Here is a 26,980-nt window from a genome sequence, read left to right on the forward strand (position 1 = left end):
TTCCGTCTGGGGTCGGGGTCGTCCACCGCCGCCGGCGTACGGCGTGCGGGGCGGGTGGGGTCAGCTGGTCGCGCGTCGTCCGCGTACGGCATGGACGCCGAGCAGGGCGGCTCCGGTCGCGGCAAGCGCACCCAGGAGGCCAAGTCCGGCGCCCCGGGCCGCCGCGGCGTCCTGAGCGGCAGCCGTCGCGGTCGCGTCCTCTGCGGACGCGGGGACGGCCCCGCCGTCCGCGGCGCCGACGACCGTCACGTCTGCCGGGGCCAGCGGTGACGGGGACGTGAGGTCGCTGCCGGTCGCGGCGACGGGGGGAAGCTCGTCGACGAGCGGCCCCTCGGCGACCGGGGGTTCAGCCTGTTCGTCGACCGTGGTGCCCTTCGCTGCGTCAGCGGGCGGCTGCGTCACGGTCGGGACGGTGCCGGGCGCGGTCCCGGTCGGCTGCGCGGTCCCGGTCGCCTGCGAGCCGCCCGTGCGCGGGGCCTGGGTCGCTCTCGGCTTCGACGTCGGCTTGCTCGACGTCTTCGGACCGCTCGTGGCCTTGGGCTTCGTCGGCGTCGACGACCTGGGGGCCGTGGTCGCTGCAGGCTTCGGTGCTGTCGTCGCTGCAGGCTTGGGCGTAGCCTTCGGGGCGGTCGTAGCGACTGGCTTCGGGGCAGGCTTGGCGGTCGGCTTGGCGGTCGGCTTGGTGGTCGGCTTGGTGGTCGGTACCGTCGGGGTGCCCTGTGACCCGCCAGGGTTGGAGTCGTACGGCTCGCCGCCTGACTCCTCGCACGCGAGGAGATCGAAGTTGATCGAGCACAGGTCGCACACGTCGCCCGCCGAGAACGCGGGTGCCGCGGTGGACACCCCACCCAGGTGGGCGCCGCCTGCGACGGCGGCGATGAGCAGGATGCGGCGCAGCGCGCGGGGGCGGATGGTGGTGGCGCTCATGGGGTTCTCCTGGTGCTCCGGGTCGAGGGTGAGGCGGGACGTGGTGGCGGTGGTCATCTGGGCTCGCACGCCCCGACCGGGACCGTGTCGAGGGTGATCGTGCCGACAGGTGCGACGCCGGCCCCTGCAACGCTCGAGGCGCGCGCGCTGTGCGCGGCTCCTCCGGCGCGCCCGAGGGCGCCCACGTCCGGCGTGTGCGCCTCGCCAGCGAAGACGCCGTCGTCGAGCTCACCGCGCCGGCGGGCGACGATCACCGCCGAGACCGCAGCCGCAGTGACGTTCGACGACGTGGAGAAGGTGCCGGCGACCGCGTTGATCGGAATGAGCAGGACCATGACCTCGACCGGGAGACCGGTCGCGTTGAGCACCGCGGTCGCGGTGATGATCGCAGTCCCTGGTACACCTGCGGTGCCGAGCGATACGACGAGGCACAGAAGGGCGAGCAGCGCATAGTCGCGCACCCCGTAGTCGATGCCGAGCGCGTTGATCCCGAACACAGCGACGACGATGGGCCAGATGCCCGCGCAGCCCGGCATGCCGATCGTGGTGCCGAGCGGCGCGGTGAAGTGAGCGACCTGCTCGGGCACACCCACCTTGTCCGTGAGCGCGCTCGTCGTCACGGGGAGCGTGCCGACGCTGCTCTGCGTCGTGAAGGCGGTGAGCTGGGCGGGACTGATCTTCCTGAAGAACGCAGCGGGCGATACGTCAGCGAAGACGCGCAGCAGGACCCCGTTCACGAGGTACATGTGCACCAGCGCAGCGACGACGGTGACGCCGAGCACCGATGCGAGCGACCACACGGTCGCCAGTCGCGTCACGGCCGTCGACGCGGACGTCGCGGTCAGGGCGAGGACGGCAAAGGGCGTCGCACTGATGATGAACCCGACGACCTTGAAGACCACTGCCTTGAGCGCCTCGACCAACGAGCGCAGCGGGGCGACGCGCGCGGCGTCGTCCTTGGCGACGAGGAGGTAGGCGACGGCGACGGCCCCTGCGGCGAGGATCACCGGGATGATCCTGTTGCCCTGGACGTCGCCCGCGACGTTCGAGGGGAAGAGACCGACGAGGACCTCGTCGAACGGCGTGAGCAGCCCGGTCAAGGTCCCGCCGTCGATGCCCGCGATGTCGAGGTTGACGCCACGTCCCAGCCCGAGGGCGAGCGCGAGCCCAAGAGTGAGGACGATCGCGACGGCGTTGCTCAGCAAGAGCCAGAAGGTCGAGCTGAGCCCGATCGTCCGCAGCGCGGTGACGCTGCCGAGGGCGGTGACGGACGACAAGATCGAGATCGCGATCAGAGGGACGACGGCGGCGGTGATGACCTGGACGTAGATGGCACCGATCGGGTCGATGTAGCTGGTGTGCCCACGGAAGAGAACACCGACGCCCGCCCCGAGGACGAGCGCCGCGAACGTGAGCGTGGCGAAGCCTGCCCCCGTTCGTCGCAACCGGTACAGGCCGTAGAACAGCGCGACGGTGACTGCGAAGGCTCCCACGTCGTTCCAGCTCATGCTCATCCCTGCATCTCCCGCGCTCGCAACTTGTCGATCGTTTCGGTCAAGTTAGCGGCCATGGCACCAGGCGCCGAGCAACGGGAGCATCGTCTTGCATCGTGGACACAACAGCGTCCTAGTGAGTCGCCGCAGGTCACGGAGACGCCGAGAGGCCCGACGGAAATCCGTCGGGCCTCTCGGTAAGCAGCTGAAGGATCAGCGCTTGGAGTACTGCGGTGCCTTGCGCGCCTTCTTGAGTCCAGCCTTCTTCCGCTCGACGACGCGAGCGTCGCGGGTGAGGAAGCCGGCCTTCTTCAGGGCCGGGCGGTTGGCCTCGACGTCAACTGCGTTGAGCGCACGGGCGATGCCGAGGCGCAGCGCGCCGGCCTGACCCGAGATGCCGCCGCCGTTGATGCGCGCGATGACGTCGAAACGACCCTCGACGTCGATCAGCTTCAGCGGGGAGTTGACGAGCTGCTGGTGCACCTTGTTCGGGAAGTAGTCCTCGAGCGTGCGCCCGTTGATCTTCCACTGACCGGTCCCGGGGACGATACGCACGCGGGCGATCGCCTCCTTGCGACGGCCCAGGGCCTGCGCGGGAGCGGTGATGCTCTGACCGCGGCCCGTGGGCGCAGCGGTCTCGGAGGTGTAGCTGCTGGGCGTCTCTTCGTCCAGCACGTCGGTGTCGACGGTGTTCTCGGCCACTGGTGTGTCCTCGCGTCCTTAATGCTTCCGGTTCAGCAAGGCAGAGCCTTACTGAGCGACCTGGGTGATCTCGAAGGGCTTCGGCTGCTGCGCAGCGTGGGGGTGCTCAGAGCCGCGGTAGACCTTGAGCTTGCCCAGCTGCTGGCGGCCGAGCGTGCTCTTGGGGAGCATGCCGCGGACGGCCTTCTCCACAGCGCGCTCGGGGTTGTTCTCCAGGAGGTCGGAGTACGCAACCGCCCGCAGACCACCCGGGTAGCCGGAGTGGTTGTAGGCCAGCTTCTGCTCGCGCTTGTTGCCGGTGAGGGCGACCTTGTCGGCGTTGATGACGATGACGAAGTCACCGCCGTCGACGTGCGGAGCGAAGGTGGGCTTGTGCTTCCCACGCAGCAGGGTAGCCACGTGGCTGGCAAGGCGGCCCAGGACGACGTCGGTCGCGTCGATGACGTACCAGTTGCGCTGGATGTCGCCGGGCTTCGGGGTGTACGTACGCACGGTCGTAGCCTTCGTTTCGTGTTCGTGTGTCTTCTCCGGCGCAGGATTCTGCGACCGGTGAGGTCGGTGAGGGCTTCACTGAAGACCTAGCGAGTGGGCGCACCGGTCACGAGAGGAAGCACAACGACTGCCAAGGCTATCTTCTGAGGCACCCCCCGGTCAAAGGGAGACGGGAGGCGCTGCGTCACACCCCGTTCAGACGGCCGCAGGCACCCCCGGCCGGGCCGTCGGCCGCGGCACGAAAGAGCCCGGCCGTTCGGCGACGCACGCCTCGCAGCGCCCCGCCGTGACAGCGGGGGTGCACTCCGCACAGGCCAGGCGCAGCGTCCGGCACGACGCGTCCCCGCAGTTCTCGTAGCGCGCCGCAGGCGCCGAGCAGACGACGCACGAGCCGAGCGGCTCGACACCGTCCGCGAACTCGACGTGGCGACGCTCATCGAACACGTACAGCGACCCCTCCCACAGGCCGTCCGCACCGCGCGCCTCCGCGTAGCGGACGATCCCGCCCGCGACCTGGTACACCTCCTCGAAGCCGCGCTTGCGCATGAGCGCCGAGAGCACCTCGCAGCGCACACCGCCCGTGCAGTACGTGACGATCGGCCGGTCCTTGAGGTGGTCGAACGTCCCCGAGTCGATCTGCTCGATGAAGTCGCGCGTCGTCCGGACGTCAGGCACGACGGCGCCCTTGAAGCGCCCGATCTCCGCCTCGAACGCGTTGCGCCCGTCGAAGAACACGACGTCGTCCCGCTCGGCCACGAGCGCGTCGACCTCGTCCGGGCCCAGCGGCACGCCGCCACCCACGACACCTCGCTCGTCGACCTCGACCTCGTCCGGCACGCCGAAGCTCACCAGCTCCGGGCGGACCTTGACGCTCAGCCGCGGGAAGTCCGCACCCGTGCCGTCCGACCACTTGACGTCGATGTGCTCGAGGCCCGGGTGCTGCCGCGTCGTGCGGACGTACTGCTTGAGGTTCTCCACGGTGCCACCGAGCGTCGCGTTGATCCCGTGCCTCGACACGACGACCCGACCCGTCAGCCCCCAGCGCTCACCGAGCGCCTGCTGCCACAGCCGCACCGACTCCGGCGCCGCGAGGGGCGTGAAGCCGTAGAACAGGACGATCTTGTACGTGGCCATGCCCCGATCCTACGGACCGCGCCGCCGCGAGCCGGACGTCGCGCCCACGCCTCACCGCACCCGCTCGACCCGGCTCACGTCCCAGACAGCGTCGGGCGAGTCGGCGACATGCCCGTCCCCACCGAAGACGAGGAAACGGTCGAAGCCGCGTGCGAACCACCGGTCGTGCGTCACCGCGACGACCGTCCCCTCGAACGCCGCCAGGCCCCGCTCGAGCGCCTCCGCCGAGTGCAGGTCGAGGTTGTCTGTGGGCTCGTCCAGCAGGAGCAGCGTCGCACCCCCGAGCTCAAGCAGGAGGATCTGGAAGCGCGCCTGCTGCCCGCCCGAGAGCGTCTCGTAGCGCTGCTCCGCCTGCTCGACCAGCTCGTACCGGTCGAGCGCCTTCGACGCCGGCTCGCGCCCCATCCCCGCACGGCGACCGTCACCCCGGTGCAAGATCTCCAGGAGCGTCCGCCCCACGAGCTCCGGATGATCCTGGTTCTGCGCGAACCAGCCCGGACGCACCCGAGAGCCGAGCACCACCCTGCCCGTGTGCCGCACCGGCTCGATCGAGACGCCGTCGACCGGCTGGTGCTCGACGTCCGGGTCCGTGCCTCCCGCCGCCAGGAGCCGCATGAAGTGCGACTTGCCGGAGCCGTTCGACCCGAGCACCGCGACGCGCTCGCCGAACCACAGCTCCGTGCTGAACGGCCGCATGAGGTCCGTGAGCTCGAGGTCCTCGCACACGACTGCGCGCTTCGCCGTGCGCCCGCCGACCAGACGCACCTTGACGTCCTGACGCTGCGCGACGGCCTGCGGAGGCCCCGCCTCCTCGAACTTGCGCAGCCGCGTCTGCGCCGCCTGGTACCGGCTCGCGAGACCGTCGTTGAAAGCAGCCTTCGTACGGAGCGTGTGCACGAGCTGCTTGAGCTTCGCCCGCTCCTCGTCCCACCGTCGACGCAGCTCCTCGAGCCGCTCCGTGCGGTCCTCGCGCGCCTGCAGGTACGTGCTGAAGCCGCCCCCGTGCACCCACACGTCACCGCCCGTCGCCGTCTGCTCGACCGTCGCGACCGCCGTCGCCGTCTGCGCGAGCAGCTCACGGTCGTGCGACACGAAGAAGATCGTCTTGGGCGTCTCGCGCATCCGCTCCTCGAGCCACCGCTTGGTCGGCACGTCGAGGAAGTTGTCCGGCTCGTCGAGCAGCAGCACCTCCTGCGGCCCGCGCAGGAGCGCCGTCAGGACGAGCCGCTTCTGCTCACCGCCCGACAGGGTCCGCAGCTCGCGGTGCTGAGCCTTCTCGTACGGGATCGACAAGACCTCCGTCGTGACGTCGTCCCACGCCGCCTCGGCCTCGTACCCGCCGACGTCCGCCCAGTCCGCGAGCGCCTGCGCGTACCGCATCTGCGACGGGGTGTCGTCGACCGTCATGATCGCCAGCTCGGCGGCGTCGAGCTCACGCGCGGCCGCGCGGATCGACGCGTCGCCGAGGTCGGCAAGGACGTCACGGACAGTCCGGTCGTCGTCGACCCGCCCGATCATCTGGTCCATCACGCCCAGCCCGCCCGATCGCGACACCGTGCCCTCGTGCGGAGCGAGGTCACCGGCGACGATCCGCAGGAGCGTCGTCTTGCCTGCGCCGTTCGGGCCGACGAGCGCGACCTTCGCGCCATCACCCACCCGCAGGTCGACCGACGTCAGGAGCGCCCTCCCGTCCGGCAGGAAGTACGAAAGACCGGAGACGTCGACATGACCCATACCCCCATCCTCCCGTACCGGACCCCGCGGAGGCGCTCCTTTTTCACCCCGCGCGTGGCGGTCCGAGCCGGGACGTGCCACGGTGAGAGGAGACGAGAGGAGACCCACGATGAGCACGACAGACGACCCCGGCGAGCGCGACTCCGACCAGCTTCCTGCAGAGGACATGCTGGTCGACCGCGGCGTCGACGACCTCCTGGACGAAGGCATCTCCCCGCCCGAGCACGAGCACCGCCACCGCCCGACGACGGAGTACGAGGTCGCCCGCGGCGAGCACCTCGACGAGCGCCTCGCCCAGGAGGAGCCCGACGTGTGGGAGGCCGGCGCACGTCCGACCGACTCCGACCGCGCAGGCAGGCTGCAGGTCGACGTCGACGCGGAGGGCAAGGAGAACGACGTGTTCGCCGTCGACACCGGCCTCGCTGGCGGCGCATCGTCGGCCGAGGAGGCCGCGATGCACGTCGTCCCCGACGTCGACGCCCCGGGCACCGAGGACGACGACCTCGACGAGACCCCCGACCCGGTCCCCTCGGACGACGACGACGTCGACCTGGAAGACCGCGACGAGGCTCGCTGAACCGAGAGAGGATCGACGCTGCGGTCGCCGGGCCTCAGCCCGGCTCGACCTCTTCGTCCATCCGCCGCGCGCGGATCCTCTCCGCGCGCGCGGCCAGCTCGTCGTCAGCCGGGTAGACGACCTCCTCGAGCACGAGCCCGTGCGCAGGCACGACGCCCGCACCCGAGTCGCGCCGTCTGCCCTCGAGGACCTTCGCGGGCCAGTCCTCGTCCCGGCGCCCCTCGCCCACGGCGATCGACGCCCCGACGAGCGCGCGCACCATGTTGTGGCAGAACGCGTCCGCCTGGACCGACGCGACGACGAGGCCGCGCTCAGGCCCGTCCTCGACGCGCGTCCACCGCAGCTCCTGCAGCTCGCGGATCGTCGAGGCCCCCTCACGCGGACGGCAGTACGCCGCGAAGTCCCGCAGCCCGAGGAGCGGCTGGCACGCGCGGTCCATCGCCGCGACGTCGAGCCCGGCCCGGTTCCACAGCACCCAGTCGCGCGTGAGCGGGTCCCTGAGCTCCGGCCGGTCGGCGACCCGGTAGGAGTAGCGCCGACGCAGCGCGCTGAAGCGCGCGTCGAAACCCTGCGGCGCGGGTGCGGCACGGTGCACGACGACGTCGGTCGGCAGGACCCCCGCGAGGCGCGACACGAGCGCATCACCCGGCGCACGCCCGGACCGGCCTACGACGGCCTCCCACATCTCGATCGGGACGTCGACGTGCGCGACCTGGCCACGCGAGTGGACGCCGGCGTCGGTCCGCCCGGCGACCGTCAGGCGTACCGACGGGAGGCGGAGGACGCGCGCGAGCGCCTCCTCCAGGGTGCCCTGCACGGTGCGGAGGCCCGGCTGGGTCGCCCAGCCCGAGAAGTCGGTCCCCCGGTAGGAGAGGTCGAGGCGCAGACGGATCACGCGGACCATCATCCCGCACGCAGCGCCGCGCTCGGTCGGTACCGTGGCCGCATGGAAACCACAGCCCGCGACGTCCTGACCCTGAGCGTCGACTGCGGCGGCTCAGGCATCAAGGCGGGCGTGCTCGACGCGTCGGGTACCGCGCACGCGCCCGCGGTGCGGATCGAGACGCCCTACCCGCTCTCCCCGGAACGTCTCGTCCGCACGGTCGCCGACCTCGCGGCTTCACTGCCGCCAGCGTCGAGGCTGAGCCTCGGCATGCCGGGAATGATCCGGCACGGCGTCGTCGTCGCGACACCGCACTACATCAACCGCGCCGGGCCGCGCAGCCGTCCCCTCCCCGAGCTCGTCGCGGCGTGGGCCGATCTCGACCTTGCGGCCGCGCTCGAAAGCGAGCTCGGGATCCCGACGATCGTCGTCAACGACGCCGAGCTCCACGGGGCGGGAGTCATCGCGGGCGCGGGCCTCGAGCTCGTCCTGACGCTCGGTACCGGCCTCGGCTCAGCGCACTACGACGGCGGGCGGCTCGCCCCGCACCTCGAGCTGTCGCACGCGCCCGTCCGGCGCGCCACGACCTACGACGCGTACATCGGCGAACCTGAACGACGACGCCTCGGGGACGCCCTATGGTCCCGCCGGGTGCTCCGGGTCGTCGAGGGGCTCGCGCCTGTCTTCCGCTGGGACCGTCTCTACCTGGGCGGCGGGAACTCGGGCCGCATCACGGCGCAGGTGCGCGACCGGCTCGGGCCGGAGGTTGTCGTCGTGCCGAACTCGGCGGCGCTCGTGGGCGGGGCGCGCGCCTGGACGCTGTGGGGCGACGACAGGCCCTGAGCCTGCAGTCAGGGACCCGCCACGCGGTGCGACGCTGTGCCTGCCCCCCCGCGCCGGCCTGTCCCTCTCGAGCCGATCGATGCCGTGAAGAACGACGAGGCCCGCGCACCATCGGTGCGCGGGCCTCGTCATGAGAGGGGAAGGCTCAGGCCTTCTCCTCCGTGGTCTCCTCGGCGGCGGGGGCGTCCTCGACGACCTCGGCCTCGGCGGACTCCTCGACGACCGGCTCAACGGGCTTCTCAGCCTTCGGAGCGGACTTCTTCGCGGCCTTCTCAGCCTCGCGGACGACAGCCTGCTTGGGGCTCACGGGCTCGGTGACGAGCTCGATGACCGCCATGGGGGCGTTGTCGCCCTTGCGCGGCGCGACCTTGATGATGCGGGTGTAGCCACCCTGGCGCTCGGCCATCTGCGGAGCGATCTCGGTGAACAGGACGTGGACGATGCCCTTGTCCGTGATCGTGCGCAGGACGCGACGACGGTTGTGCAGGTCGCCGCGCTTGGCGAACGTGATCAGACGCTCGGCCTCGGGACGGAGGCGCTTGGCCTTCGCCTCGGTCGTGGTGATGCGACCGTGCTCGAAGAGCGCGGCGGCCAGGTTGGCCAGGATCTTGCGCTCGTGCGACGGGCTACCGCCGAGCCGCGCGCCCTTGGTGGGGGTAGGCATTGTTCTTGCTCCTAGAGAAATTGGGGGGCTGTCCGGCGCTCAGCGCGACGGGCGTGCCAGCGTCAGTACTGCTCGGTCTCGAAGTCGCCCTCGTCGCCGTCGCTGTAGTCGACGGTCGACGGGTCGAAGTCCAGGGGGGAGTCCTTGAGGCCCAGACCCAGGCCCGCAAGCTTCTCCTTGACCTCGGTGATCGACTTGGAACCGAAGTTCCGGATGTCGAGCAGGTCGGCCTCGCTGCGGGACACGAGCTCACCCACGGTGTGGATGCCCTCGCGCTTGAGGCAGTTGTACGACCGGATCGTCAGCTGCAGCTCTTCGATCGGCAGAGCCAGGTCGGCGGCGAGCGCAGCGTCGGTCGGCGACGGGCCGATCTCGATGCCCTCGGCCTCGACGTTGAGCTCACGGGCGAGCCCGAACAGCTCGACGAGCGTCTTGCCTGCGGACGCGAGAGCGTCACGGGGCGAGATCGCCGGCTTGGTCTCGACGTCGACGATCAGCTTGTCGAAGTCGGTGCGCTGCTCGACACGGGTCGCCTCGACCTTGTACGTCACCTTGAGCACGGGCGAGTAGATCGAGTCGACCGGGATGCGGCCGATCTCGGCGTCGAACGACTTGTTCTGGCTCGCGGACACATAGCCACGCCCACGCTCGACGGTCAGCTCGATCTCGAGCTTGCCCTTCTCGTTGAGGGTCGCGATGTGCAGCTCAGGGTTGTGGACCTCGACACCGGCCGGCGGGACGATGTCCGCTGCGGTGACGACACCGGCGCCCTGCTTGCGCAGGTACATCACGACCGGCTCGTCGTTCTCCGACGAGACCACGAGGTTCTTGATGTTGAGGATGATCTCGGTGACGTCCTCCTTGCCACCCGGCACGGTGGTGAACTCGTGGAGCACACCGTCGATGCGGATGGAGGTCACCGCAGCGCCCGGGATGGACGACAGCAGCGTGCGACGCAGCGAGTTGCCGAGCGTGTAGCCGAAGCCCGGCTCGAGCGGCTCGATGGAGAAGCGCGAACGGTTCTCCGAGATGACCTCTTCGGTCAGGGTGGGGCGCTGTGCGATCAGCACTGGTTCTGTCCTTTCAGTGCGCGTCCGCCATATGACGCGTCACAGACGAAGAGCCCCGGCGGGAAGCTTCCGGCCTGGGATTTCGGCATGGGTACTGGTGCCGCACCGTGGTGCGGCGTCAGGCCGCCGGCAGGGCACATGCCCTGGCCGGCGGCCTGGAACCGATCACACGCGGCGGCGCTTCGGCGGACGGCAACCGTTGTGGGCCTGAGGCGTGACGTCCTGGATCGAACCGACCTCGAGGCCAGCGGCCTGGAGGGAACGGATCGCGGTCTCGCGGCCGGAGCCCGGACCCTTGACGAAGACGTCGACCTTCTTCATGCCGTGCTCCTGGGCGCGGCGAGCCGCAGCCTCGGCAGCGAGCTGCGCGGCGAAGGGCGTCGACTTGCGCGAGCCCTTGAAGCCGACCTGGCCGGAGGAGGCCCACGAGATCACGGCGCCCGACGGGTCCGTGATCGAGACGATGGTGTTGTTGAAGGTGCTCTTGATGTGCGCCTGGCCGAGGGCTACGTTCTTCTTTTCCTTGCGGCGAGGCTTGCGCGCACCGGAGGCGGCGCGAGTCTTGGGAGGCATGTCTTTGATCTCTCCTGGTCTGAGGTAATCGGACCGCGCGGCGGGGCGAGACCCCTGCGCGGACTGCTGCTACTGCTTAGCGGGCCTTCTTCTTACCGGCCACGGTGCGCTTCGGGCCCTTGCGGGTACGCGCGTTGGTCTTGGTGCGCTGACCGCGCACCGGGAGGCCGCGGCGGTGACGCAGGCCCTCGTAGCAGCCGATCTCGACCTTGCGGCGGATGTCGGCAGCAACCTCACGACGGAGATCACCTTCGAGCTTGTAGTTGCCCTCGAGGAAGTCGCGCAGCGCGACGAGCTGAGCCTCGTCGAGGTCCTTGACGCGGACCTCCGGGCTGATGCCGGTCGCGGCGACTGCCTGCTGGGCGCGGGTACGGCCGACGCCGTAGATGTAGGTGAGCGCGATCTCGACCCGCTTCTCGCGGGGGAGGTCTACGCCGACAAGACGTGCCATGTGTGGCTCCTGTACTGCGTTCGGAGGTCTTCCGCACCATCTTCCCGCTGTTGCGGGCCCCAGCCTCCGAGCCGAGGGTTCGCGACGCCACGAGGGCGTTCGGTGGTGGTGCGCTGATGCCCCTGCAGGGGCAGATCTGCGGCGCGTGACTGCACGTGCCAGCGGACAGGCTGTGTCAGCCCTGGCGCTGCTTGTGCCGCACGTTCTCGCAGATGACCTGGACGCGGCCGTGGCGACGGATCACCTTGCACTTGTCGCAGATCTTCTTGACGCTGGGCTTGACCTTCATCGTGGTTCCTTCGCCGCCGTACGGCGGGCCGTCCGATCGTCGATCGTCCGGTGGCGCGCCGGCAGGTTGTCGGTGACGTGGTTACTTGTAGCGGTAGACGATACGGCCGCGGGACAGGTCGTACGGGCTCAGCTCGACCACGACCCGGTCCTCAGGGAGGATCCGGATGTAGTGCTGACGCATCTTGCCCGAGATGTGAGCGAGCACCTTGTGACCGTTGGCCAGCTCCACGCGAAACATCGCGTTCGGCAGGGCCTCGACCACGCTGCCCTCAATCTCGATGACACCGTCCTTCTTCGCCATATCCTCCGCTAACTCCTGGTTGAACATCCCACCCGGATGGATCACGCTCACGAGGCGCCGAGAGGCGCCCACGCACACGTCACCGCGGCACCGGGTCTGCTGGGCGGCATGCAAGACACATACCAACGCAACATCGTACGGCATCGGGCAGGGCGGGTAAACCCGGGAAGGGCCGCAGCAGGCCCGTGCCGTGCGTCACAGCACACGTCCGCCCCGTGAGGCAGGGGCATCACGGGGCGGACGTGGGCTCGTCAGGCGTGAGGCGCCTCAATCAGCCCGCACTCGATGGCGCGCTGGATCGTCTCAGCACCCGAATGGGTGCCGAGCTTGCGGTAGATCGACCGCAGGTGCGTCTTGACCGTGTTGGTCGTGAGATAGAGACGCTTCGCGACCGCCCCGAGCGAGTCGCTCACGGCGAGAGTCTCGAGGACCTCGCGCTCACGCTCGCTCAGCTCTGCCACGACTGACGGCACCGGGAACACGTCGGCGCGCACACCGGCGTCGTCGAGCCTCGCGAGCACCGCTGCGAGCTCCGGGACGGCGGGGACCATCGCCTCGAGGAGCGGCCGCGGGAGCAAGGCGAACGGCTGGAACAGCTCGCTGTCGGTCGCGACCGCGATCGCCTCACGCATCGCACGGACGGCCTCGGCCTCGCGGCCCCGCGCGTTCTCCGCGAGCGCGGCGACGAGCTGCAGACCGAGACGCTGGCGGGCAGGCCGGTGGGTCGAGTGCGCGCCTTGCGACGCGAGGAGCGCCGCCCGGCCGTAGTCGCCGGCCATGAACGCTGTCCGGACCCGCGGCAGCAGCAACCCGTCCTGGTCGCCCTCCCACCGCGTCAGCACGGCACGCGCGCGCAGCACCTGCCCCATGGACAGCAGCAGGTCGACCCGCGCCGCGACGAGCAGGTTGGTGATGAGGTCGTCGGCAGGCAGGCCCGAGCTCATCACCCACTGGCTCGACTTCTCGAACTCCTCGAACTCCTCGTACTGCCCACCCTCCAGGAGGGAGAGCTGCGCTCGCGCCAGGGCCCCGAGCGACATCACCTCGGCGTCACCGCCGATCGCGTCGACGACTGCCGCGCGCGCTGCCGGGAGGTCGACTCCTGCGATCGCCGCGAGCGCCCTCGCGCCGGCGAGGACCGGCGCGAGGTCCGCGACGTCGGCTGGGTCAGCCGATGCCGCCGCACGGGTTGCCTCGTCGATCCAGGCACGCGCGTCCTTGATGCCCCCCGTCACGGTGCACGTGAGCGCCGCGCCGACGGCGGCACGCGCCTCGGCGGCGGCGGCTCCGGACGCGGCCGCGAGCCGGTGCGCGTCCGTGAACACGGCACGAGCGCCGTCGGTGTCCGTGCGGGCCAGGCGCGTCGCGCCCAGCTCGCACAGGACCGCGGGCAGATCGGCGCGCACGTCGGGCGCCAGGTCGGCATAGCGCTCAGCGACGTCACGCGTACGTTCGCGCACGGACCGAGCGGCTCCGTGCCGCCAGCCAGCAAGGCGACCGAGCTCTGGCGTCCCCGGCGCGCTGGCGGCCGTGCCCTCCGTCGTCGCGGGCTTCGCCACGTCGTTCGAGTAGTCACGCAGGACGACGAGGCGCGGGCTGCGTGCGACCACGTCGGCGGGAAGCCGGTCGACGAGCTTTAACAGCTCGCTCTCCCCCTGTGCAGCGAGCATGTGCCACGAGCTCTCGACGCACTCGACGACCTCGTCCCACAGTCGCGCACGCACGAGGTGCACGAGCGCCTGCCCGGCGCGCCCCTGGTCGAGGAGGACACCGGCCGACACCTGCGAGAGCTCTCGAAACTGCTCCGGCGCCTCGCTGCGCAGCCGCTGCACGCACTCGCGGCGCACAGCAGGCAGGTGCGCGTAGACCGCGTCCTCACCGGAGCCGTGGACGCGCAGCAGGCCGGCCGCAAGCAGCGTGTCGATGTGTCCGTCGACGTCAGCATCGCCACACACGCGGGCGGCGAGTGCACGCGTGAACTCGACGAGCACCGACGTGCGGGTGACGAAGTCGGCGAGACCGGGGACGGCGAACTCGTCCCAGACCGTCCGCAGGAACCAGCGGCCGGAGTCGAGGTTGAGCGCGAAACCCGCGCCCGGCACCTGGTCGGCGGCGGAACCGGCGAGGATGACCCTGACGAGCGCGGGCCATCCGGCCGTCTCGTCGCACAGGGTCTGCGCCTCGTCGCGACCGAGCACGATCCCCTGCTGCGCAGCGAGGCCGAGCACGTCCTCCACCCCGAGCGCGAGGTCGGCGGGACGCACGACGACGGAGTCGACGACGGCCGCGCCGACGACCTCGAGGCTCGTGACGGTCCGGGTGCAGACGATCAGGTAGAGGTGCTCCATCGTCTGGACGAGATCGAGCAGCGACTGCTCGATCCCGAGCCGTCCGGACGTCGACTCGAACCGGTCGAGCACCACGTAGACGGGCCGGGTGCGCTGGCTGAGCAGCTGGACGACCCGCTCCCGGCCCCTGGCGGACGACGCGGCGACCTTGCGGTGCGTGGTCGTGAACTCCTCGAGCCTGCTGCCCAGGACGTCCCAGAACGCCTCTGCGCCGGGACCCTCGACGAACGACAGGGCGTCGGAGCCGAGCCACAGCACGTCGACGTCGTCATCCTGCATCGAGCGCAGCCACTGGGCGGCGAGCATGGACTTACCGAAACCGTGCGGAGCCCGGATGACCGTGAGCGGTTCCGGCCGGGCGAACCGTGCGAACGACCTGTGGGTCGTCGCGCTGGCCGCGTGGACACGCGGCAGACCCCTGAGATTTGCCCTCGCGGGCTGGCGTGCGCGATCTGCGCGCACGGGCAACTCAATAGACATGTGACAGACGCTCCCCCGAGACGTGACTGAATGACTCGGTACACCCGAGACGGGCTACTCGTACCGACGTCGGTCACGATATTCCGAATCACCCTCGTTCTGACAGGGGGTTTACACCAGGAGGGCGGGTGAAGTCCCGGGTGAGGCGTTGACGAGGGACCAAGGGTCCTACTTGATCAGAGGCGTCTCGTGGAGGTGCCTGTTTGCCATCATGCGTCGCCCCCTTCCGGGGACGCGCGGGAGGGAGGCTGTCCTCGACCAGGTTGCGCCGACGATGACTCGCACGAGCGCGTGCAGGGGCTTCAACGGCCGCGCGGGCGGCTCGGAGCTGGGCGCTGCGAGCCTGCCAGCGAGGTCAGCTGCCGAGCGACGTGATCTTGATGCCCCGGTCTTCGAGCTTGGCCCGGCCGCCGTCGGTGGCGGTCAGGACCCAGATGCCGTCCTCGAGGACGGCGACGGTGTGCTCCCAGTGCGCGGCTCGTGCGCCGTCGTCGGTGACGACCGTCCAGTCGTCCTCGCACACCTGCGTGAACCTCTCGCCCCTCGTCACCATGGGCTCGATCGCGATGCACATGCCGGGACGCACACGAGGGCCTCGGTCGCGGACCCGGAAGTTGGGGACGTCGGGCGACTGGTGCATGGCAGAGCCGATGCCGTGGCCGACGTACTCCTGGACGATCCCGTACGGGGCGAGCGGGTCAGAGGCGGCCACGACGCTGTCCTCGACGGCAGCACCGACCTCGTGGAGGCGCTCCGCGCGGGCGAGCGCAGCGATACCCGCCCACATGGCTTCTTCGGTGACGGCGGACAGCCTCGCGTCCGCTGGGTCGACGTCTCCGACGAGGACCGTGACGGCGCTGTCCCCGTGCCAGCCGTCGACGATAGCGCCGCAGTCCACCGAGACCACGTCGCCGTCCTGGATCACACGGTCGCCCGGGATGCCGTGGACAACCTCGTCGTTGACGCTGATGCACGTCGTAGCCGGGTAGCCCTGGTAGCCGAGGAACGAGGACCGCGCCCCGCGACCCGCGATCACCTCAGCAGCGATGGCGTCGAGCTCAGCGGTCGTCACGCCGATCGCCACAGCCTCCTGTACGGCGGCGAGCGCGTCAGCGACGACGAGCCCGGCCTCCCGCATCCGCAGGATCTCGTCGATCGACTTGATCTCGATCCGGTCCAACCCGAACACAGCGCCCCTTGTCAGGCCAGGATCGACTCGATGGCCGCGACCAGGCGGGCCGTGACGTCGTCGATGTCACCGAGACCGTCGACGCGTACCAGATCGCCGTCCGCCTCGTACTCGGCGCTGACGGGAGCGGTCTGCTCCGCGTAGACCTCGAGGCGGTGACGGATCACGTCCTCGTTGTCGTCCACGCGTCCCTCGATCTCGGCCCGCTTGAGGAGGCGTGCGACGACCGCCTCGGCGTCAGCCGTGATCTCGACTGCACCATCCAGGGTGACGCCGAGCTCACCGAGGATGACCTTGAGCTCTGCGACCTGGGCGACGTTCCGCGGATATCCGTCGAGCAGGAAGCCCTCGACGACGTCGGCCTGAGCGAGGCGGTCGCGGACCATGTCGTTCGTCACGGAGTCAGGGACGAGCTCGCCCTTGTCCGTGTAGCTCTGTGCGAGCTTGCCCAGCTCCGTGCCGCCCTTGATGTTCGCGCGGAAGATGTCGCCGGTCGAGATCGCCGGGACGCCGAACCGCTCGGCGAGCCGGACAGCCTGGGTGCCCTTGCCCGCTCCGGGCGGGCCGAGAAGGACGAGACGTGCGCTCAACGGAGGAACCCTTCATAGTGACGCTGCTGAAGCTGCGAGTCGATCTGCTTGACCGTCTCGAGGCCGACACCGACGACGATGATGATCGACGTGCCACCGAACGGGATGTTGTTCCCCACGTTGAGCGCGATGAACACCAGCGTCGGCACGAGGGCCACGAGAGCGAGGTAGATCGACCCTGCGGACGTGATGCGTGTGATCACGTAGTCGAGGTACTCGGCGGTCGGCCGACCGGCGCGGATGCCGGGCACGAAGCCGCCGTACTTCTTCATGTTGTCCGCGACCTCGTCCGGGTTGAACGTGATCGCCGTGTAGAAGAACGAGAAGAAGATGATCATGACGATGAACAGGGCGAGGTGCAGCGGCGCCTGCTGGGTCGCGAGGTTCCGGCCGACCCAGACGACCCAGTCAGCGCTCTGGTCCCCGAACTGCGCGAGCATCGTCGGGATCGCGAGGATCGACGACGCGAAGATCACCGGGATCACGCCAGCCATGTTGATCTTGATCGGGATGTAGGTGCTCGTGCCGCCGTACATCTTCCGGCCGACCATGCGCTTCGCGTACTGGACCGGGATGCGTCGCTGGGACTGCTCGACGAAGACGATGAGGCCGACGACGAGGACGATCATGACGATCACGCCGAGGAGCTTGGAGATGCCGTTGTTCGAGCCGCCGATCGAACCGAGCGCGGACGGGAAGCTCGCTGCGATCGACGTGAAGATGAGGAGCGACATGCCGTTGCCGATGCCCCGCTCGGTGATGAGCTCACCCATCCACATGATCACGCCGGTACCGGCGGTCAGGACGAGGATCATCAAGGCTGCGGTCCACCAGGAGTCGTCCTTGATGGGGTCAACGCCCGGGAGCAGCTGGCCGGTACGGGCGAGTGTCACGATCGTGGTCGCCTGCAGCACGCCGAGGGCGATCGTCAGGTAGCGGGTGTACTGGGTGAGCTTCGCCTGACCGGACTGGCCGTCCTGGTGCAGGGTCTCGAACCGAGGGATCACCACGCGGAGAAGCTGGATGATGATGCTGGCCGTGATGTACGGCATGATCCCAAGCGCGAAGATCGACAGCTGGAGCAGTGCGCCACCGCTGAACAGGTTCACGAGGGCGAGCAGGTCGTTGTCACCCATGCTGTAGCTCTGCACGGCGCCGTAGTCGACACCGGGCGCCGGGATGAAGGAACCGACGCGGAAGAGCACCATCATCATGATGGTGAACAGAATCTTCTTCCGCAGGTCGGGAGTGCGGAATGCCCGTCCGAATGCGCCAAACACCAGATCCTCCTGCCCCGCGTGCTGCGGGTGAGTCGCGCCGCACGCGGCGACGTAGATGGGGGGCGACCACGAATGGTCGCCCAGCGCACTCTAGCGTCCCTCCAGGGCGCTGTGCGCGAAGTACCACGCATCAAGCACGACGGGGCCGGGTGTGCAGTGCACACTCGGCCCCGTCGATGGCTGTCAGCTGTCCGAGACGGACCCACCGGCGGCGAGGATCTTGTCCTTCGCCGACGCGGAGAGGGCGTCCACCGTGACATCAAGCTTCACGGTGATCTCGCCGGTGCCGAGCACCTTGACGAGCTGCCCACCACGAACCGCGCCCTTGGCCACGAGGTCCTCGACGGTGACCGTGCCACCCTCGGGGTACAGCGAGCCGAGCTTCTCCAGGTTCACGACCTGGTACTCGGTGCGGAACGGGTTCTTGAACCCGCGGAGCTTGGGCAGACGCATGTGCAGCGGCATCTGCCCACCCTCGAAGCGGGTCGGGACCTGGTAACGAGCCTTCGTGCCCTTGGTACCACGACCGGCCGTCTTACCCTTGGACGCCTCACCACGACCCACGCGGGTCTTGGCGGTCTTGGCGCCCGGGGCGGGACGAAGGTGGTGGACCTTCAGGGTGCCGCCGGCACCCTCGGTCGCTGCCGGAGCAGCGGCCGTCTTCTTGGCAGCCGGCTTCTTGGCCGGAGCCTTCTTCTCGGCGTCAGCCATGATCAGTCGACCTCCTCGACGGTGACGAGGTGCGCCACCGTAGCGACCATGCCGCGAATCTCGGGACGGTCCTCCTTCACGGCGGTGTCACCGATCCGCTTGAGGCCGAGCGAGCGCAGCGTGTCGCGCTGGTTCTGCTTGCCGCCGATGGCGGACTTCTTCTGGGTCACCTTGAGACGTGCCATCATGCACCAACCTCAGCTGCCTGGGCGGCCTTGCCGGCCGCCTGCGCACGGAGGAGAGCCGCCGGAGCGACCTCCTCGAGCGGCAGACCGCGACGCGCTGCGACAGCCTCAGGCCGCTCGAGCGCACGCAGACCGGCCACCGTGGCGTGCACGATGTTGATCGCGTTCGAGGAACCGAGCGACTTCGACAGGACGTCGTGGATGCCCGCGCACTCGAGGACCGCGCGCACCGGACCACCGGCGATCACACCGGTACCCGGAGCGGCCGGACGCAGGAACACCACGCCGGCAGCAGCCTCACCCGTCACCGGGTGCGGGATCGTGCGCTGGATGAGCGGGACGGAGAAGAAGTTCTTCTTCGCCTCCTCGACGCCCTTGGCGATGGCCGCGGGAACTTCCTTGGCCTTGCCATAGCCGACGCCGACGGTGCCGTTGCCGTCACCCACCACGACGAGCGCGGTGAAGCTGAAGCGGCGGCCACCCTTGACGACCTTCGAGACACGGTTGATCGTGACGACGCGCTCGAGGAACGCGTTCTTGTCAGCTGCCTCGTTGCGACGGTTGTCGCGGCGACCGTCACGGTCGTTGCGACGACCGCCCTGGCGGTCGTTCTCGTTGCTGGCGCCGCCCGTGGGGGCGCCGGTGTTGCTGCGCTGCCCTGCAGCCATCAGTTCGTCCTTTGCTTCCGTGCGGAGATGGATCGCGTCGTCACAGGGTCAGACCGCCTTCGCGGGCCCCGTCGGCGACAGCTGCCACCCGGCCGTGGTACTTGTTCCCACCGCGGTCGAAGACGACGGTGTCGATGCCAGCGGCCTTCGCACGCTCGGCGACGAGCTCGCCGACCTTGCGCGCCTTGGCGGACTTGTCGCCCTCCAGAGCGCGGAGGTCTGCCTCGAGGGTCGAGGCGGACGCGAGCGTGCGGCCGACAGCGTCGTCCACGACCTGAGCCGTGATGTGACGGGCGGAGCGCGTCACGACGAGACGGGGACGCACGGCGGTGCCGGCGACCTTCTTCCGCAGACGCAGGTGACGGCGCTTGCGAGCAACGGCAGTGCCCTTGCCCAGAATCTTGATCGCCATGGTCACTTACCAGCCTTTCCGGCCTTGCGGCGGACGTTCTCGCCGGCGTAGCGCACACCCTTGCCCTTGTAGGGCTCAGGCTTGCGGATCTTGCGGATGTTCGCGGCGACCTCGCCGACCTGCTGCTTGCTGATGCCACTGACCGAGAACTTCGTGGGGCTCTCGACCGCGAACGTGATGCCCTCAGGGGCGGACACGACCACAGGGTGGCTGAAGCCGAGGGCGAACTCGAGGTCCGAGCCCTTCGCCGCGACGCGGTAACCCGTGCCGACGATCTCGAGCTTCTTCTCGTAACCCTCGGTCACACCGGTGATCACGTTCGCGAGGAGCGTGCGGGTGAGACCGTGCAGGGCACGAGACTCGCGCTCGTCGTTGGGACGGGTCACGACGAGCGCGCCGTCCTCGTCACGAGCGATCTCGATGGGGGCGGGCACGACGTGCTCGAGAGTGCCCTTGGGGCCCTTCACGGTCACGAGAGCGCCGCTGATGGTGACGTCCACTCCAGCGGGAACCGGGACGGGAATCTTGCCAATGCGAGACATGGTGTTCTCCTCTCCGTCTTCCGGTTACCAGACGTAGGCGAGGACTTCCCCACCCACGCCCTTCTTTGCGGCCTGCTTGTCCGTGAGAAGACCCGAGGACGTGGACAGGATCGCCACGCCGAGCCCGCCGAGGACCTTCGGCAGGTTCGTGGACTTCGCGTAGACGCGGAGGCCGGGCTTCGAGATGCGGCGGATGCCCGAGAGGGCGCGCTCGCGGCTGGAGGTGTACTTCAGCTCCAGGATGAGGGTCTTGCCGACCTGAGCGTCCTCAACGGACCAGCCGGCGATGTAGCCCTCGGCCTTCAGGATCTCGGCAATGTTCGACTTCAGCTTCGAGAACGGCATGGAGACCGTGTCGTGCTGAGCCGAGTTCGCATTACGCAGACGCGTGAGCATGTCTGCGATGGGATCGGTCATCGTCATTGTGGGCTTCAGCCCTTCCTCGCCGGGGTATCCACGACGTCCGCCTCAGCGGCGCCGCAGACCTGCGACGTAGTTGTTACCAGCTGCTCTTCGTGACGCCCGGGAGCTCACCGCGGTGAGCCATCTCCCGGACGCACACGCGGCAGAGTCCGAACTTGCGGTACACGGAGTGCGGACGACCGCACCGCTGGCACCGGGTGTAGGCACGAACCGCGAACTTGGGCTTTGCGGCAGCCTTGTTGATCAGGGCCTTCTTAGCCATGTCAGTTCTCCTTGAAAGGGAAGCCGAGGAGACGGAGGAACGCACGGCCCTCGTCGTCGGACTTCGCGGTCGTGACCACGGTGATGTCCATGCCGCGAACCCGGTCGATCTTGTCGGGGTCGATCTCGTAGAACATCGACTGCTCGTTCAGGCCGAACGTGTAGTTGCCGTTGCCGTCGAACTGCTTGCCCGACAGACCGCGGAAGTCACGGATGCGGGGAAGCGCGACCGACAGCAGACGGTCCGCGAACTCCCACATGCGGTCGCCGCGCAGCGTGACGTGCGCGCCGATCGGCATGCCCTCACGGAGCTTGAACTGAGCGATGGACTTGCGGGCCTTGGTGACCTGCGGCTTCTGACCCGTGATCGCAGTGAGGTCGCGGATGGCGCCCTCGATCAGCTTCGAGTCCTTGGCGGCGTCGCCGACACCCATGTTGACCACGATCTTGGTCAGGCGCGGGACCTCGTTGACGTTGCCGTACGAGAACTGCTCGCGCATGGCGGCGACGATCTCGTCGTTGTAGCGCGTCTTCAGACGCGGCTTCGCGGTGGTCTCAGTCATCAGATGTCCTTCTCGGCGTCGCCGTGGCCGCGGGTCACGCGGACGCGGGCGGTGCGGTCGCGACCGTCGCGCTGGACGGTCTCGGTGCGTGCGCCGAGACGCTTGCCGCGCTTGGCCTCGGCGTCGTAGTACTGCACGTTGCTGATGTGGATCGGGGCCTCGACGGTCTCGATCCCACCGGTGCGCGAACCACGCTGCGTCTGGCCGGCCTTGACGTGCTTGGTGACGCGCTGGACACCCTCGACGATGACGCGGTCGGAGTCCTTGAGGACCTCGAGGACGCGACCGGTCTTGCCCTTGTCACGCCCGGCGATGACCAGGACCTGGTCACCCTTCTTGATCTTCGCCATGTCAGATCACCTCCGGAGCCAACGAGATGATCTTCATGAAGCGCTTGTCACGCAGCTCACGACCGACCGGCCCGAAGATGCGGGTGCCGCGCGGCTCCCCGTCGTTCTTCAGGATGACGGCCGCGTTCTCGTCGAACTTGATGTAGGAACCGTCCGGGCGGCGACGCTCCTTGACGGTGCGGACGACGACGGCCTTGACCACGTCACCCTTCTTGACGTTCCCGCCAGGGATTGCATCCTTGACGGTAGCGACGATGGTGTCGCCGATTCCGGCGTAGCGACGGCCCGAGCCACCGAGTACACGGATGCAAAGGATCTCCTTGGCACCAGTGTTGTCGGCGACGCGAAGTCGCGACTCCTGCTGGATCATTTACTGAACTCCTGTCGTCGAGCTGGTTCTCGCGCGTGCGAGCCTTGCCGAACGGATACTTTCTGGAACTGCGGCAGGGCGAAGTCTATCGCGTGGATGGACCCCGCCCCGCCGAAGCACGTGCTACTTGGCCTTCTCGACGATCTCGACGAGGCGCCAGCGCTTGGAGGCGGACAGCGGCCGCGTCTCCATGATAACGACCAGGTCGCCGATGCCGGCCGAGTTCTGCTCGTCGTGTGCCTTGACCTTGCTCGTGCGGCGGATGACCTTGCCGTAGAGCGGGTGCTTGACGCGGTCCTCGACCTCGACCACGACAGTCTTGTCCATCTTGTCGCTCACGACGTAGCCGCGGCGCGTCTTGCGCTGGTTGCGCTCTGCCTCGACCGCCGCTGCGGTGGTGTTGTCGCTCATGTCAGTCTCACTCACTCACGCTCGGGGCGGTACGGATGCCGAGCTCGCGCTCACGCAGGATCGTGTAGATCCGCGCGATGTCGCGGCGGACGGCCTTCAGACGGCCGTGGCTCTCCAGCTGGCCGGTGGCCGACTGGAACCGCAGGTTGAAGAGCTCCTGCTTCGCCTTCTCGAGCTCAGCAGCCAGACGGTCGTTGTCGAACCCGTCGAGCTCCGTGACAGCAAGATCCTTGCTACCGATAGCCATCAGTTCACACCACCCTCGCGCACCACGAAACGGCACTTCATCGGAAGCTTGTGCATCGCACGGCGCATGGCCTCACGGGCCAGGGCCTCGTCGACACCGGCCAGCTCGAAGACGATGCGGCCCGGCTTGACGTTGGCGATCCACCACTCCGGCGAACCCTTACCGGAACCCATGCGGGTCTCGGCGGGCTTCTTGGTCAGCGGACGGTCGGGGTAGATGTTGATCCACACCTTTCCACCACGCTTGATGTGACGCGTCATGGCGATACGAGCGGACTCGATCTGACGGTTGGTGACGTAGGCGGGCTCGAGAGCCTGGATGCCGTACTCACCGAAAGCGATCTGCGTACCGCCCTTGGCAGCACCCGAGCGGTTCGGGTGGTGCTGCTTGCGGTGCTTGAGCCTGCGCGGGATCAGCATGCTCAGGCCTCCGTTCCGGTCTCGACGGCCGCGGGCGCCTCCTGGGCGGGGGCCTCGGCCTGGGCGGGCGCCTCGGCGGTGGCCGGACGCTCCTGGCGACGACCGCCGCGCACGGGACGGTCGTTGCCGCCACGTCCACCGCGGCCACGCGGAGCCTGGGAAGCCTGCTCGCGAGCAAACTCCTTCTCCGTCATGTCGCCCTTGTAGATCCAGACCTTCACGCCGATGCGGCCGAAGGTCGTGCGGGCCTCGAAGAAGCCGTAGTCGATGTTCGCGCGGAGCGTGTGCAGGGGCACACGGCCCTCGCGGTAGAACTCCGAACGGCTCATCTCGGCGCCGCCCAGACGACCGGCGCACTGGACACGGATGCCCTTGGCGCCAGCGCGCTGCGCGGACTGCATGCCCTTGCGCATGGCACGGCGGAACGACACACGGCTCGCGAGCTGCTCGGCGATGCCCTGGGCGACCAGCTGTGCCTCGATCTCGGCGTTCTTGACCTCGAGGATGTTCAGCTGGACCTGCTTGCCCGTGAGCTTCTCGAGCTCGCCGCGGATGCGGTCGGCCTCGGCGCCACGGCGACCGATGACGATACCCGGGCGCGCCGTGTGGATGTCCACGCGGACGCGGTCACGGGTGCGCTCGATCTCGACCTTGGCGATACCAGCACGCTCGAGGCCGGTGGCCATGAGCTTGCGGATCTCGACGTCCTCGCGGACGTAGTCGCGGTAACGCTGGCCAGGCTTGGTGCTGTCGGCGAACCAGCGCGACCGGTGGTCGGTGGTGATGCCGAGACGGTACCCGAGCGGGTGAACCTTCTGTCCCACTGTCAGGCCCCCTTCTTCTCTTCGCGCGGCTCAACGACCACGGTGATGTGGCTCGTGCGCTTGAGGATGCGGCTCGCGCGACCCTGCGCCCGGGGGCGGAAGCGCTTGAGCGTCGGACCCTCGTCGACCATGAGCTTGGTCACGACGAGCTTCTCGCGGACGAGGCCCTGGTTGTTGACCGCGTTAGCCGCAGCCGACTCGATGACCTTGTAGACGTTCTCGGCCGCTGCCTGCGGGGCGAACTGGAGCGCGGTCAGCGCGTCGTCGACGCTCTTCCCACGGACCAGGTCAGCCACGCGGCGGACCTTCTGCGGCGTGGCACGCACGAAGCGTGCGACCGCGAAGTCGCCAGCGACGTCTTCGCCGAGAAGGTTCTTGCGCTTGGCGCTGATCTCCTTCTGAGCTCCTGCGCTCATCGCCTTCTACCCTTCTTGTCGTCCTTCACGTGACCGCGGAAAGTGCGGGTCGGGGCGAACTCGCCCAGCTTGTGGCCCACCATCGACTCGGTCACGAAGACAGGCGTGTGCTTCCGGCCGTCGTGCACGGCAAAAGTGTGTCCGAGGAAGTCGGGCGTGATGACCGACCGGCGGGACCACGTCTTGATGACGTTCTTGGTCCCGGCCTCGTTCTGTGCGTCGACCTTCTTCTGAAGGTGTCCGTCGACGAAAGGACCCTTCTTCAGGCTGCGTGGCATCTGTCAGGCTCCTATCAGCGCTTCTTGCCAGTACGACGGCGACGCACGATGAGCTTGTCGCTCGCCTTGTTCGGACGGCGGGTACGGCCCTCGGGCTTGCCCCAGGGGCTCACCGGGTGACGACCACCGGACGTCTTGCCCTCACCACCACCGTGCGGGTGGTCGATCGGGTTCATCACGACACCACGGACGGTCGGGCGGACGCCCTTCCAGCGCATGCGGCCGGCCTTGCCCCAGTTGATGTTCGACTGCTCGGCGTTGCCGACCTCGCCGACAGTCGCGCGGCAGCGCGCGTCGACGTTGCGGATCTCGCCGGACGGCATACGCAGCTGGGCGTAGGGGCCGTCCTTCGCGACGAGCTGGACCGAGGTGCCAGCCGAACGTGCGATCTTCGCGCCGCCGCCGGGCCGAAGCTCGATGGCGTGGATGACCGTACCGGTCGGGATGTTGCGCAGCGGCAGGTTGTTGCCGGGCTTGATGTCGGCGCTGGGACCAGCCTCGACGAAGTCACCTTGCTTCAGCTTGTTCGGCGCGATGATGTAGCGCTTCTCGCCGTCCGCGTAGTGCAGGAGGGCGATGCGGGCGGTGCGGTTGGGGTCGTACTCGATGTGAGCGACCTTGGCCGGCACGCCGTCCTTGTCATGACGACGGAAGTCGATGACGCGGTAGGCACGCTTGTGGCCACCACCCTTGTGACGGGTCGTGATGCGACCGGTGTTGTTACGGCCGCCGGTCTTCGTCAGCGGACGGACCAGCGACTTCTCCGGCTCCGACCGCGTGATCTCGACGAAGTCGGCGACGCTCGCGCCGCGGCGCCCCGGCGTCGTCGGCTTGTACTTACGGATTCCCATGGGGATATGTCCTCAATCTGCTATCGCCGGCGTCAGCCGACCGGCCCGCCGAAGATGTCGATCGAGCCCTCGCGGAGGGAGACGATCGCACGCTTGGTGTCCTTGCGCTTACCGATGCCGAACTTCGTCCGCCGCGACTTGCCCTTGCGGTTGATCGTGTTCACGGAATCGACCTTGACGCCGAAGACCTTCTCGACCGCGATCTTGATCTCGGTCTTGTTGGCACGGGGGTCCACGACGAAGGTGTACTTACCCTCGTCGAGCAGCCCGTAGCTCTTCTCGGAGACGACCGGCGCGATCAGGATGTCGCGCGGGTTCTTCTGAAGCTCGCTCACTTGGCGTCCTCCTCGATGATCTCAGCGGACGAGGCCACTGCCGTGGCGGACGGACCCTTGGCGGGACCGGCCACGAACGCCTCGAGAGCCGCCTGCGTGAAGACGACGTCGTCCGAGATGAGCACGTCGTACGTGTTCAGCTGGTCAGCGACCAGGAGGTGCACCTGCTCGACGTTGCGGAGCGACTTGAGCGTGAGCTCGTCGCCACGCTCGAGCACGACGAGCACGTTCTTGCGCGAGGACAGGTTCGCCAGCGCAGCCACAGCGGCCTTGGTCGACGGCTTGCCGTCGATACCGAAGCCCGTGACGACGTGCACGCGGCCGTTGCGCGCGCGGTCGGAGAGCGCACCGCGCAGGGCGGCAGCCTTCATCTTCTTGGGGGTGCGCTGCGTGTAGTCACGCGGCGTCGGCCCGTGCACGACGCCACCACCGGCGAAGTGCGGGGCGCGGGTCGAACCCTGACGGGCGCGGCCGGTGCCCTTCTGCTTGTACGGCTTCTTGCCACCACCACGGACCTCGGCCCGAGTCTTGGTGTCGGCCGTTCCCTGGCGGGCGGCAGCGAGCTGCGCAACCACGACCTGGTGGATCAGCGGGACGTTCGTCTGGACGTCGAACACCTCGGCGGGAAGCGCGGCAGTGCCGGACTTCTTGCCCTTGGCGTCGATGACGTCGACGGTCAGCGTGTCAGCCAT

Annotated in this window: 38 protein-coding genes; 2 read left to right on the top strand and 36 right to left on the bottom strand. The window is 68.8% G+C overall.

The features are described from left to right. Window positions 1-60: 60 nt before the first annotated feature. From HF995_RS02755 to HF995_RS02780, 6 genes are all read right to left on the bottom strand, one after another. On the bottom strand, window positions 61-984 hold the full coding sequence (locus HF995_RS02755; protein WP_168446265.1) for a hypothetical protein: 924 nt from the start codon (window positions 982-984) through the stop codon (window positions 61-63). Then, window positions 981-2,435 carry a dicarboxylate/amino acid:cation symporter gene (locus HF995_RS02760; protein ID WP_168446266.1) on the bottom strand — a complete coding sequence of 485 codons (1,455 nt, stop codon included), beginning with the start codon at window positions 2,433-2,435 and terminating at the stop codon, window positions 981-983. Before HF995_RS02760 ends, HF995_RS02755 begins: the two co-directional genes overlap by 4 nt. A 198-nt stretch (window positions 2,436-2,633) precedes the next feature. Beyond that, window positions 2,634-3,122, bottom strand: coding sequence for a 30S ribosomal protein S9 (gene rpsI / locus HF995_RS02765; protein WP_098457524.1), 489 nt, complete (start codon window positions 3,120-3,122; stop codon window positions 2,634-2,636). Between the two features lie 48 nt (window positions 3,123-3,170). Then, window positions 3,171-3,614 (bottom strand): 50S ribosomal protein L13, encoded by a 444-nt coding sequence (gene rplM / locus HF995_RS02770; protein ID WP_168446267.1) that lies wholly within the window; start codon window positions 3,612-3,614, stop codon window positions 3,171-3,173. 195 nt (window positions 3,615-3,809) lie between these two features. After that, window positions 3,810-4,748, bottom strand: coding sequence for an oxygen-dependent tRNA uridine(34) hydroxylase TrhO (gene trhO, locus HF995_RS02775; protein WP_168446268.1), 939 nt, complete (start codon window positions 4,746-4,748; stop codon window positions 3,810-3,812). A 51-nt stretch (window positions 4,749-4,799) separates the two neighbouring features. Beyond that, the gene (locus HF995_RS02780; RefSeq protein ID WP_168446269.1) at window positions 4,800-6,482 is read right to left on the bottom strand and encodes an ABC-F family ATP-binding cassette domain-containing protein; all 1,683 of its coding nucleotides are present in this window, start codon (window positions 6,480-6,482) and stop codon (window positions 4,800-4,802) included. 109 nt (window positions 6,483-6,591) lie between these two features. On the opposite strand from HF995_RS02780, the gene HF995_RS02785 reads away from it, so the two are divergent. Then, entirely contained in the window at window positions 6,592-7,059 is a 468-nt protein-coding gene (locus HF995_RS02785) for a DUF5709 domain-containing protein (protein ID WP_286189142.1), read from the top strand. 34 nt (window positions 7,060-7,093) lie between these two features. Here HF995_RS02785 and truA read toward each other — a convergent pair whose 3' ends face one another. Next, window positions 7,094-7,963, bottom strand: a complete 870-nt coding sequence (gene truA, locus HF995_RS02790) for a tRNA pseudouridine(38-40) synthase TruA (protein WP_168446270.1) — start codon at window positions 7,961-7,963, stop codon at window positions 7,094-7,096. A 42-nt stretch (window positions 7,964-8,005) separates the two neighbouring features. Here truA and HF995_RS02795 point away from each other — a divergent pair, with 42 nt between their 5' ends. Beyond that, window positions 8,006-8,785, top strand: coding sequence for an ROK family protein (locus HF995_RS02795; protein ID WP_168446271.1), 780 nt, complete (start codon window positions 8,006-8,008; stop codon window positions 8,783-8,785). 145 nt (window positions 8,786-8,930) lie between these two features. On the opposite strand, the gene rplQ is transcribed toward HF995_RS02795, so the two are convergent. From rplQ to rplD, 29 genes are all read right to left on the bottom strand, one after another. Continuing rightward, on the bottom strand, window positions 8,931-9,449 hold the full coding sequence (gene rplQ, locus HF995_RS02800; protein ID WP_168446272.1) for a 50S ribosomal protein L17: 519 nt from the start codon (window positions 9,447-9,449) through the stop codon (window positions 8,931-8,933). A 62-nt stretch (window positions 9,450-9,511) separates the two neighbouring features. After that, window positions 9,512-10,519 (bottom strand): DNA-directed RNA polymerase subunit alpha, encoded by a 1,008-nt coding sequence (locus tag HF995_RS02805; RefSeq protein WP_168446273.1) that lies wholly within the window; start codon window positions 10,517-10,519, stop codon window positions 9,512-9,514. 165 nt (window positions 10,520-10,684) lie between these two features. Then, a complete protein-coding gene (gene rpsK / locus HF995_RS02810; protein ID WP_098457532.1) occupies window positions 10,685-11,092 on the bottom strand; it encodes a 30S ribosomal protein S11 in 408 nt (135 codons plus the stop codon). Window positions 11,093-11,168: 76 nt separating this feature from the next. Next, a complete protein-coding gene (rpsM, locus tag HF995_RS02815) occupies window positions 11,169-11,543 on the bottom strand; it encodes a 30S ribosomal protein S13 (protein WP_168446274.1) in 375 nt (124 codons plus the stop codon). 175 nt (window positions 11,544-11,718) lie between these two features. Next, window positions 11,719-11,832, bottom strand: a complete 114-nt coding sequence (gene rpmJ / locus HF995_RS02820; RefSeq protein WP_098457534.1) for a 50S ribosomal protein L36 — start codon at window positions 11,830-11,832, stop codon at window positions 11,719-11,721. An 81-nt stretch (window positions 11,833-11,913) separates the two neighbouring features. Next, window positions 11,914-12,135 carry a translation initiation factor IF-1 gene (gene infA, locus HF995_RS02825; protein WP_012867920.1) on the bottom strand — a complete coding sequence of 74 codons (222 nt, stop codon included), beginning with the start codon at window positions 12,133-12,135 and terminating at the stop codon, window positions 11,914-11,916. Window positions 12,136-12,386: 251 nt separating this feature from the next. Then, entirely contained in the window at window positions 12,387-14,789 is a 2,403-nt protein-coding gene (locus HF995_RS02830; protein WP_168446275.1) for a LuxR C-terminal-related transcriptional regulator, read from the bottom strand. Between the two features lie 529 nt (window positions 14,790-15,318). After that, on the bottom strand, window positions 15,319-16,152 hold the full coding sequence (map, locus tag HF995_RS02835; RefSeq protein WP_168446276.1) for a type I methionyl aminopeptidase: 834 nt from the start codon (window positions 16,150-16,152) through the stop codon (window positions 15,319-15,321). Window positions 16,153-16,163: 11 nt separating this feature from the next. Continuing rightward, window positions 16,164-16,742, bottom strand: coding sequence for an adenylate kinase (locus tag HF995_RS02840; protein ID WP_168446277.1), 579 nt, complete (start codon window positions 16,740-16,742; stop codon window positions 16,164-16,166). Further along, window positions 16,739-18,022, bottom strand: a complete 1,284-nt coding sequence (secY, locus tag HF995_RS02845) for a preprotein translocase subunit SecY (RefSeq protein WP_168446278.1) — start codon at window positions 18,020-18,022, stop codon at window positions 16,739-16,741. The genes HF995_RS02840 and secY overlap by 4 nt, the downstream gene beginning before the upstream one ends. Before the next feature lie 183 nt (window positions 18,023-18,205). After that, window positions 18,206-18,733, bottom strand: coding sequence for a 50S ribosomal protein L15 (gene rplO / locus HF995_RS02850; protein WP_168446279.1), 528 nt, complete (start codon window positions 18,731-18,733; stop codon window positions 18,206-18,208). A gap of 2 nt (window positions 18,734-18,735) precedes the next feature. Then, on the bottom strand, window positions 18,736-18,918 hold the full coding sequence (gene rpmD, locus HF995_RS02855) for a 50S ribosomal protein L30 (protein WP_098457541.1): 183 nt from the start codon (window positions 18,916-18,918) through the stop codon (window positions 18,736-18,738). Beyond that, window positions 18,918-19,586 (bottom strand): 30S ribosomal protein S5, encoded by a 669-nt coding sequence (gene rpsE / locus HF995_RS02860; RefSeq protein ID WP_168446280.1) that lies wholly within the window; start codon window positions 19,584-19,586, stop codon window positions 18,918-18,920. Before rpsE ends, rpmD begins: the two co-directional genes overlap by 1 nt. A 40-nt stretch (window positions 19,587-19,626) precedes the next feature. After that, window positions 19,627-19,998, bottom strand: a complete 372-nt coding sequence (rplR, locus tag HF995_RS02865; protein ID WP_168446281.1) for a 50S ribosomal protein L18 — start codon at window positions 19,996-19,998, stop codon at window positions 19,627-19,629. A 2-nt stretch (window positions 19,999-20,000) separates the two neighbouring features. Beyond that, on the bottom strand, window positions 20,001-20,540 hold the full coding sequence (rplF, locus tag HF995_RS02870) for a 50S ribosomal protein L6 (RefSeq protein WP_168446282.1): 540 nt from the start codon (window positions 20,538-20,540) through the stop codon (window positions 20,001-20,003). Window positions 20,541-20,564: 24 nt separating this feature from the next. Next, entirely contained in the window at window positions 20,565-20,963 is a 399-nt protein-coding gene (gene rpsH / locus HF995_RS02875; RefSeq protein ID WP_168446283.1) for a 30S ribosomal protein S8, read from the bottom strand. A gap of 76 nt (window positions 20,964-21,039) precedes the next feature. Further along, entirely contained in the window at window positions 21,040-21,225 is a 186-nt protein-coding gene (locus HF995_RS02880) for a type Z 30S ribosomal protein S14 (RefSeq protein WP_098457546.1), read from the bottom strand. A gap of 1 nt (window position 21,226) precedes the next feature. Continuing rightward, window positions 21,227-21,787, bottom strand: coding sequence for a 50S ribosomal protein L5 (gene rplE, locus HF995_RS02885; protein WP_168446284.1), 561 nt, complete (start codon window positions 21,785-21,787; stop codon window positions 21,227-21,229). Further along, complete coding sequence (gene rplX, locus HF995_RS02890; RefSeq protein ID WP_168446285.1) at window positions 21,787-22,137, bottom strand: 50S ribosomal protein L24; 351 nt, start codon at window positions 22,135-22,137, stop codon at window positions 21,787-21,789. Before rplX ends, rplE begins: the two co-directional genes overlap by 1 nt. Before the next feature lies 1 nt (window position 22,138). Further along, window positions 22,139-22,507, bottom strand: a complete 369-nt coding sequence (rplN, locus tag HF995_RS02895) for a 50S ribosomal protein L14 (RefSeq protein WP_098457549.1) — start codon at window positions 22,505-22,507, stop codon at window positions 22,139-22,141. A gap of 123 nt (window positions 22,508-22,630) precedes the next feature. Then, window positions 22,631-22,918, bottom strand: a complete 288-nt coding sequence (gene rpsQ / locus HF995_RS02900; protein ID WP_098457550.1) for a 30S ribosomal protein S17 — start codon at window positions 22,916-22,918, stop codon at window positions 22,631-22,633. A gap of 7 nt (window positions 22,919-22,925) precedes the next feature. Continuing rightward, window positions 22,926-23,165, bottom strand: a complete 240-nt coding sequence (gene rpmC / locus HF995_RS02905) for a 50S ribosomal protein L29 (RefSeq protein WP_098457551.1) — start codon at window positions 23,163-23,165, stop codon at window positions 22,926-22,928. Beyond that, window positions 23,165-23,584 (bottom strand): 50S ribosomal protein L16, encoded by a 420-nt coding sequence (rplP, locus tag HF995_RS02910; RefSeq protein WP_168446286.1) that lies wholly within the window; start codon window positions 23,582-23,584, stop codon window positions 23,165-23,167. The genes rpmC and rplP overlap by 1 nt, the downstream gene beginning before the upstream one ends. 2 nt (window positions 23,585-23,586) lie before the next feature. Next, window positions 23,587-24,408 (bottom strand): 30S ribosomal protein S3, encoded by an 822-nt coding sequence (gene rpsC, locus HF995_RS02915; RefSeq protein ID WP_168446287.1) that lies wholly within the window; start codon window positions 24,406-24,408, stop codon window positions 23,587-23,589. Window positions 24,409-24,410: 2 nt separating this feature from the next. Further along, entirely contained in the window at window positions 24,411-24,824 is a 414-nt protein-coding gene (gene rplV, locus HF995_RS02920; RefSeq protein WP_098457554.1) for a 50S ribosomal protein L22, read from the bottom strand. Further along, a complete protein-coding gene (gene rpsS / locus HF995_RS02925) occupies window positions 24,821-25,102 on the bottom strand; it encodes a 30S ribosomal protein S19 (protein ID WP_098457555.1) in 282 nt (93 codons plus the stop codon). The genes rplV and rpsS overlap by 4 nt, the downstream gene beginning before the upstream one ends. Window positions 25,103-25,116: 14 nt before the next feature. Further along, a complete protein-coding gene (gene rplB / locus HF995_RS02930) occupies window positions 25,117-25,953 on the bottom strand; it encodes a 50S ribosomal protein L2 (protein ID WP_098457556.1) in 837 nt (278 codons plus the stop codon). A gap of 32 nt (window positions 25,954-25,985) precedes the next feature. Continuing rightward, window positions 25,986-26,288, bottom strand: coding sequence for a 50S ribosomal protein L23 (rplW, locus tag HF995_RS02935; protein WP_098457557.1), 303 nt, complete (start codon window positions 26,286-26,288; stop codon window positions 25,986-25,988). Then, window positions 26,285-26,980 carry a 50S ribosomal protein L4 gene (gene rplD / locus HF995_RS02940; RefSeq protein ID WP_168446288.1) on the bottom strand — a complete coding sequence of 232 codons (696 nt, stop codon included), beginning with the start codon at window positions 26,978-26,980 and terminating at the stop codon, window positions 26,285-26,287. The genes rplW and rplD overlap by 4 nt, the downstream gene beginning before the upstream one ends.

This window comes from Sanguibacter hominis ATCC BAA-789, from assembly GCF_012396185.1.
Classification (GTDB): Bacteria; Actinomycetota; Actinomycetes; order Actinomycetales; family Cellulomonadaceae; genus Flavimobilis; species Flavimobilis hominis.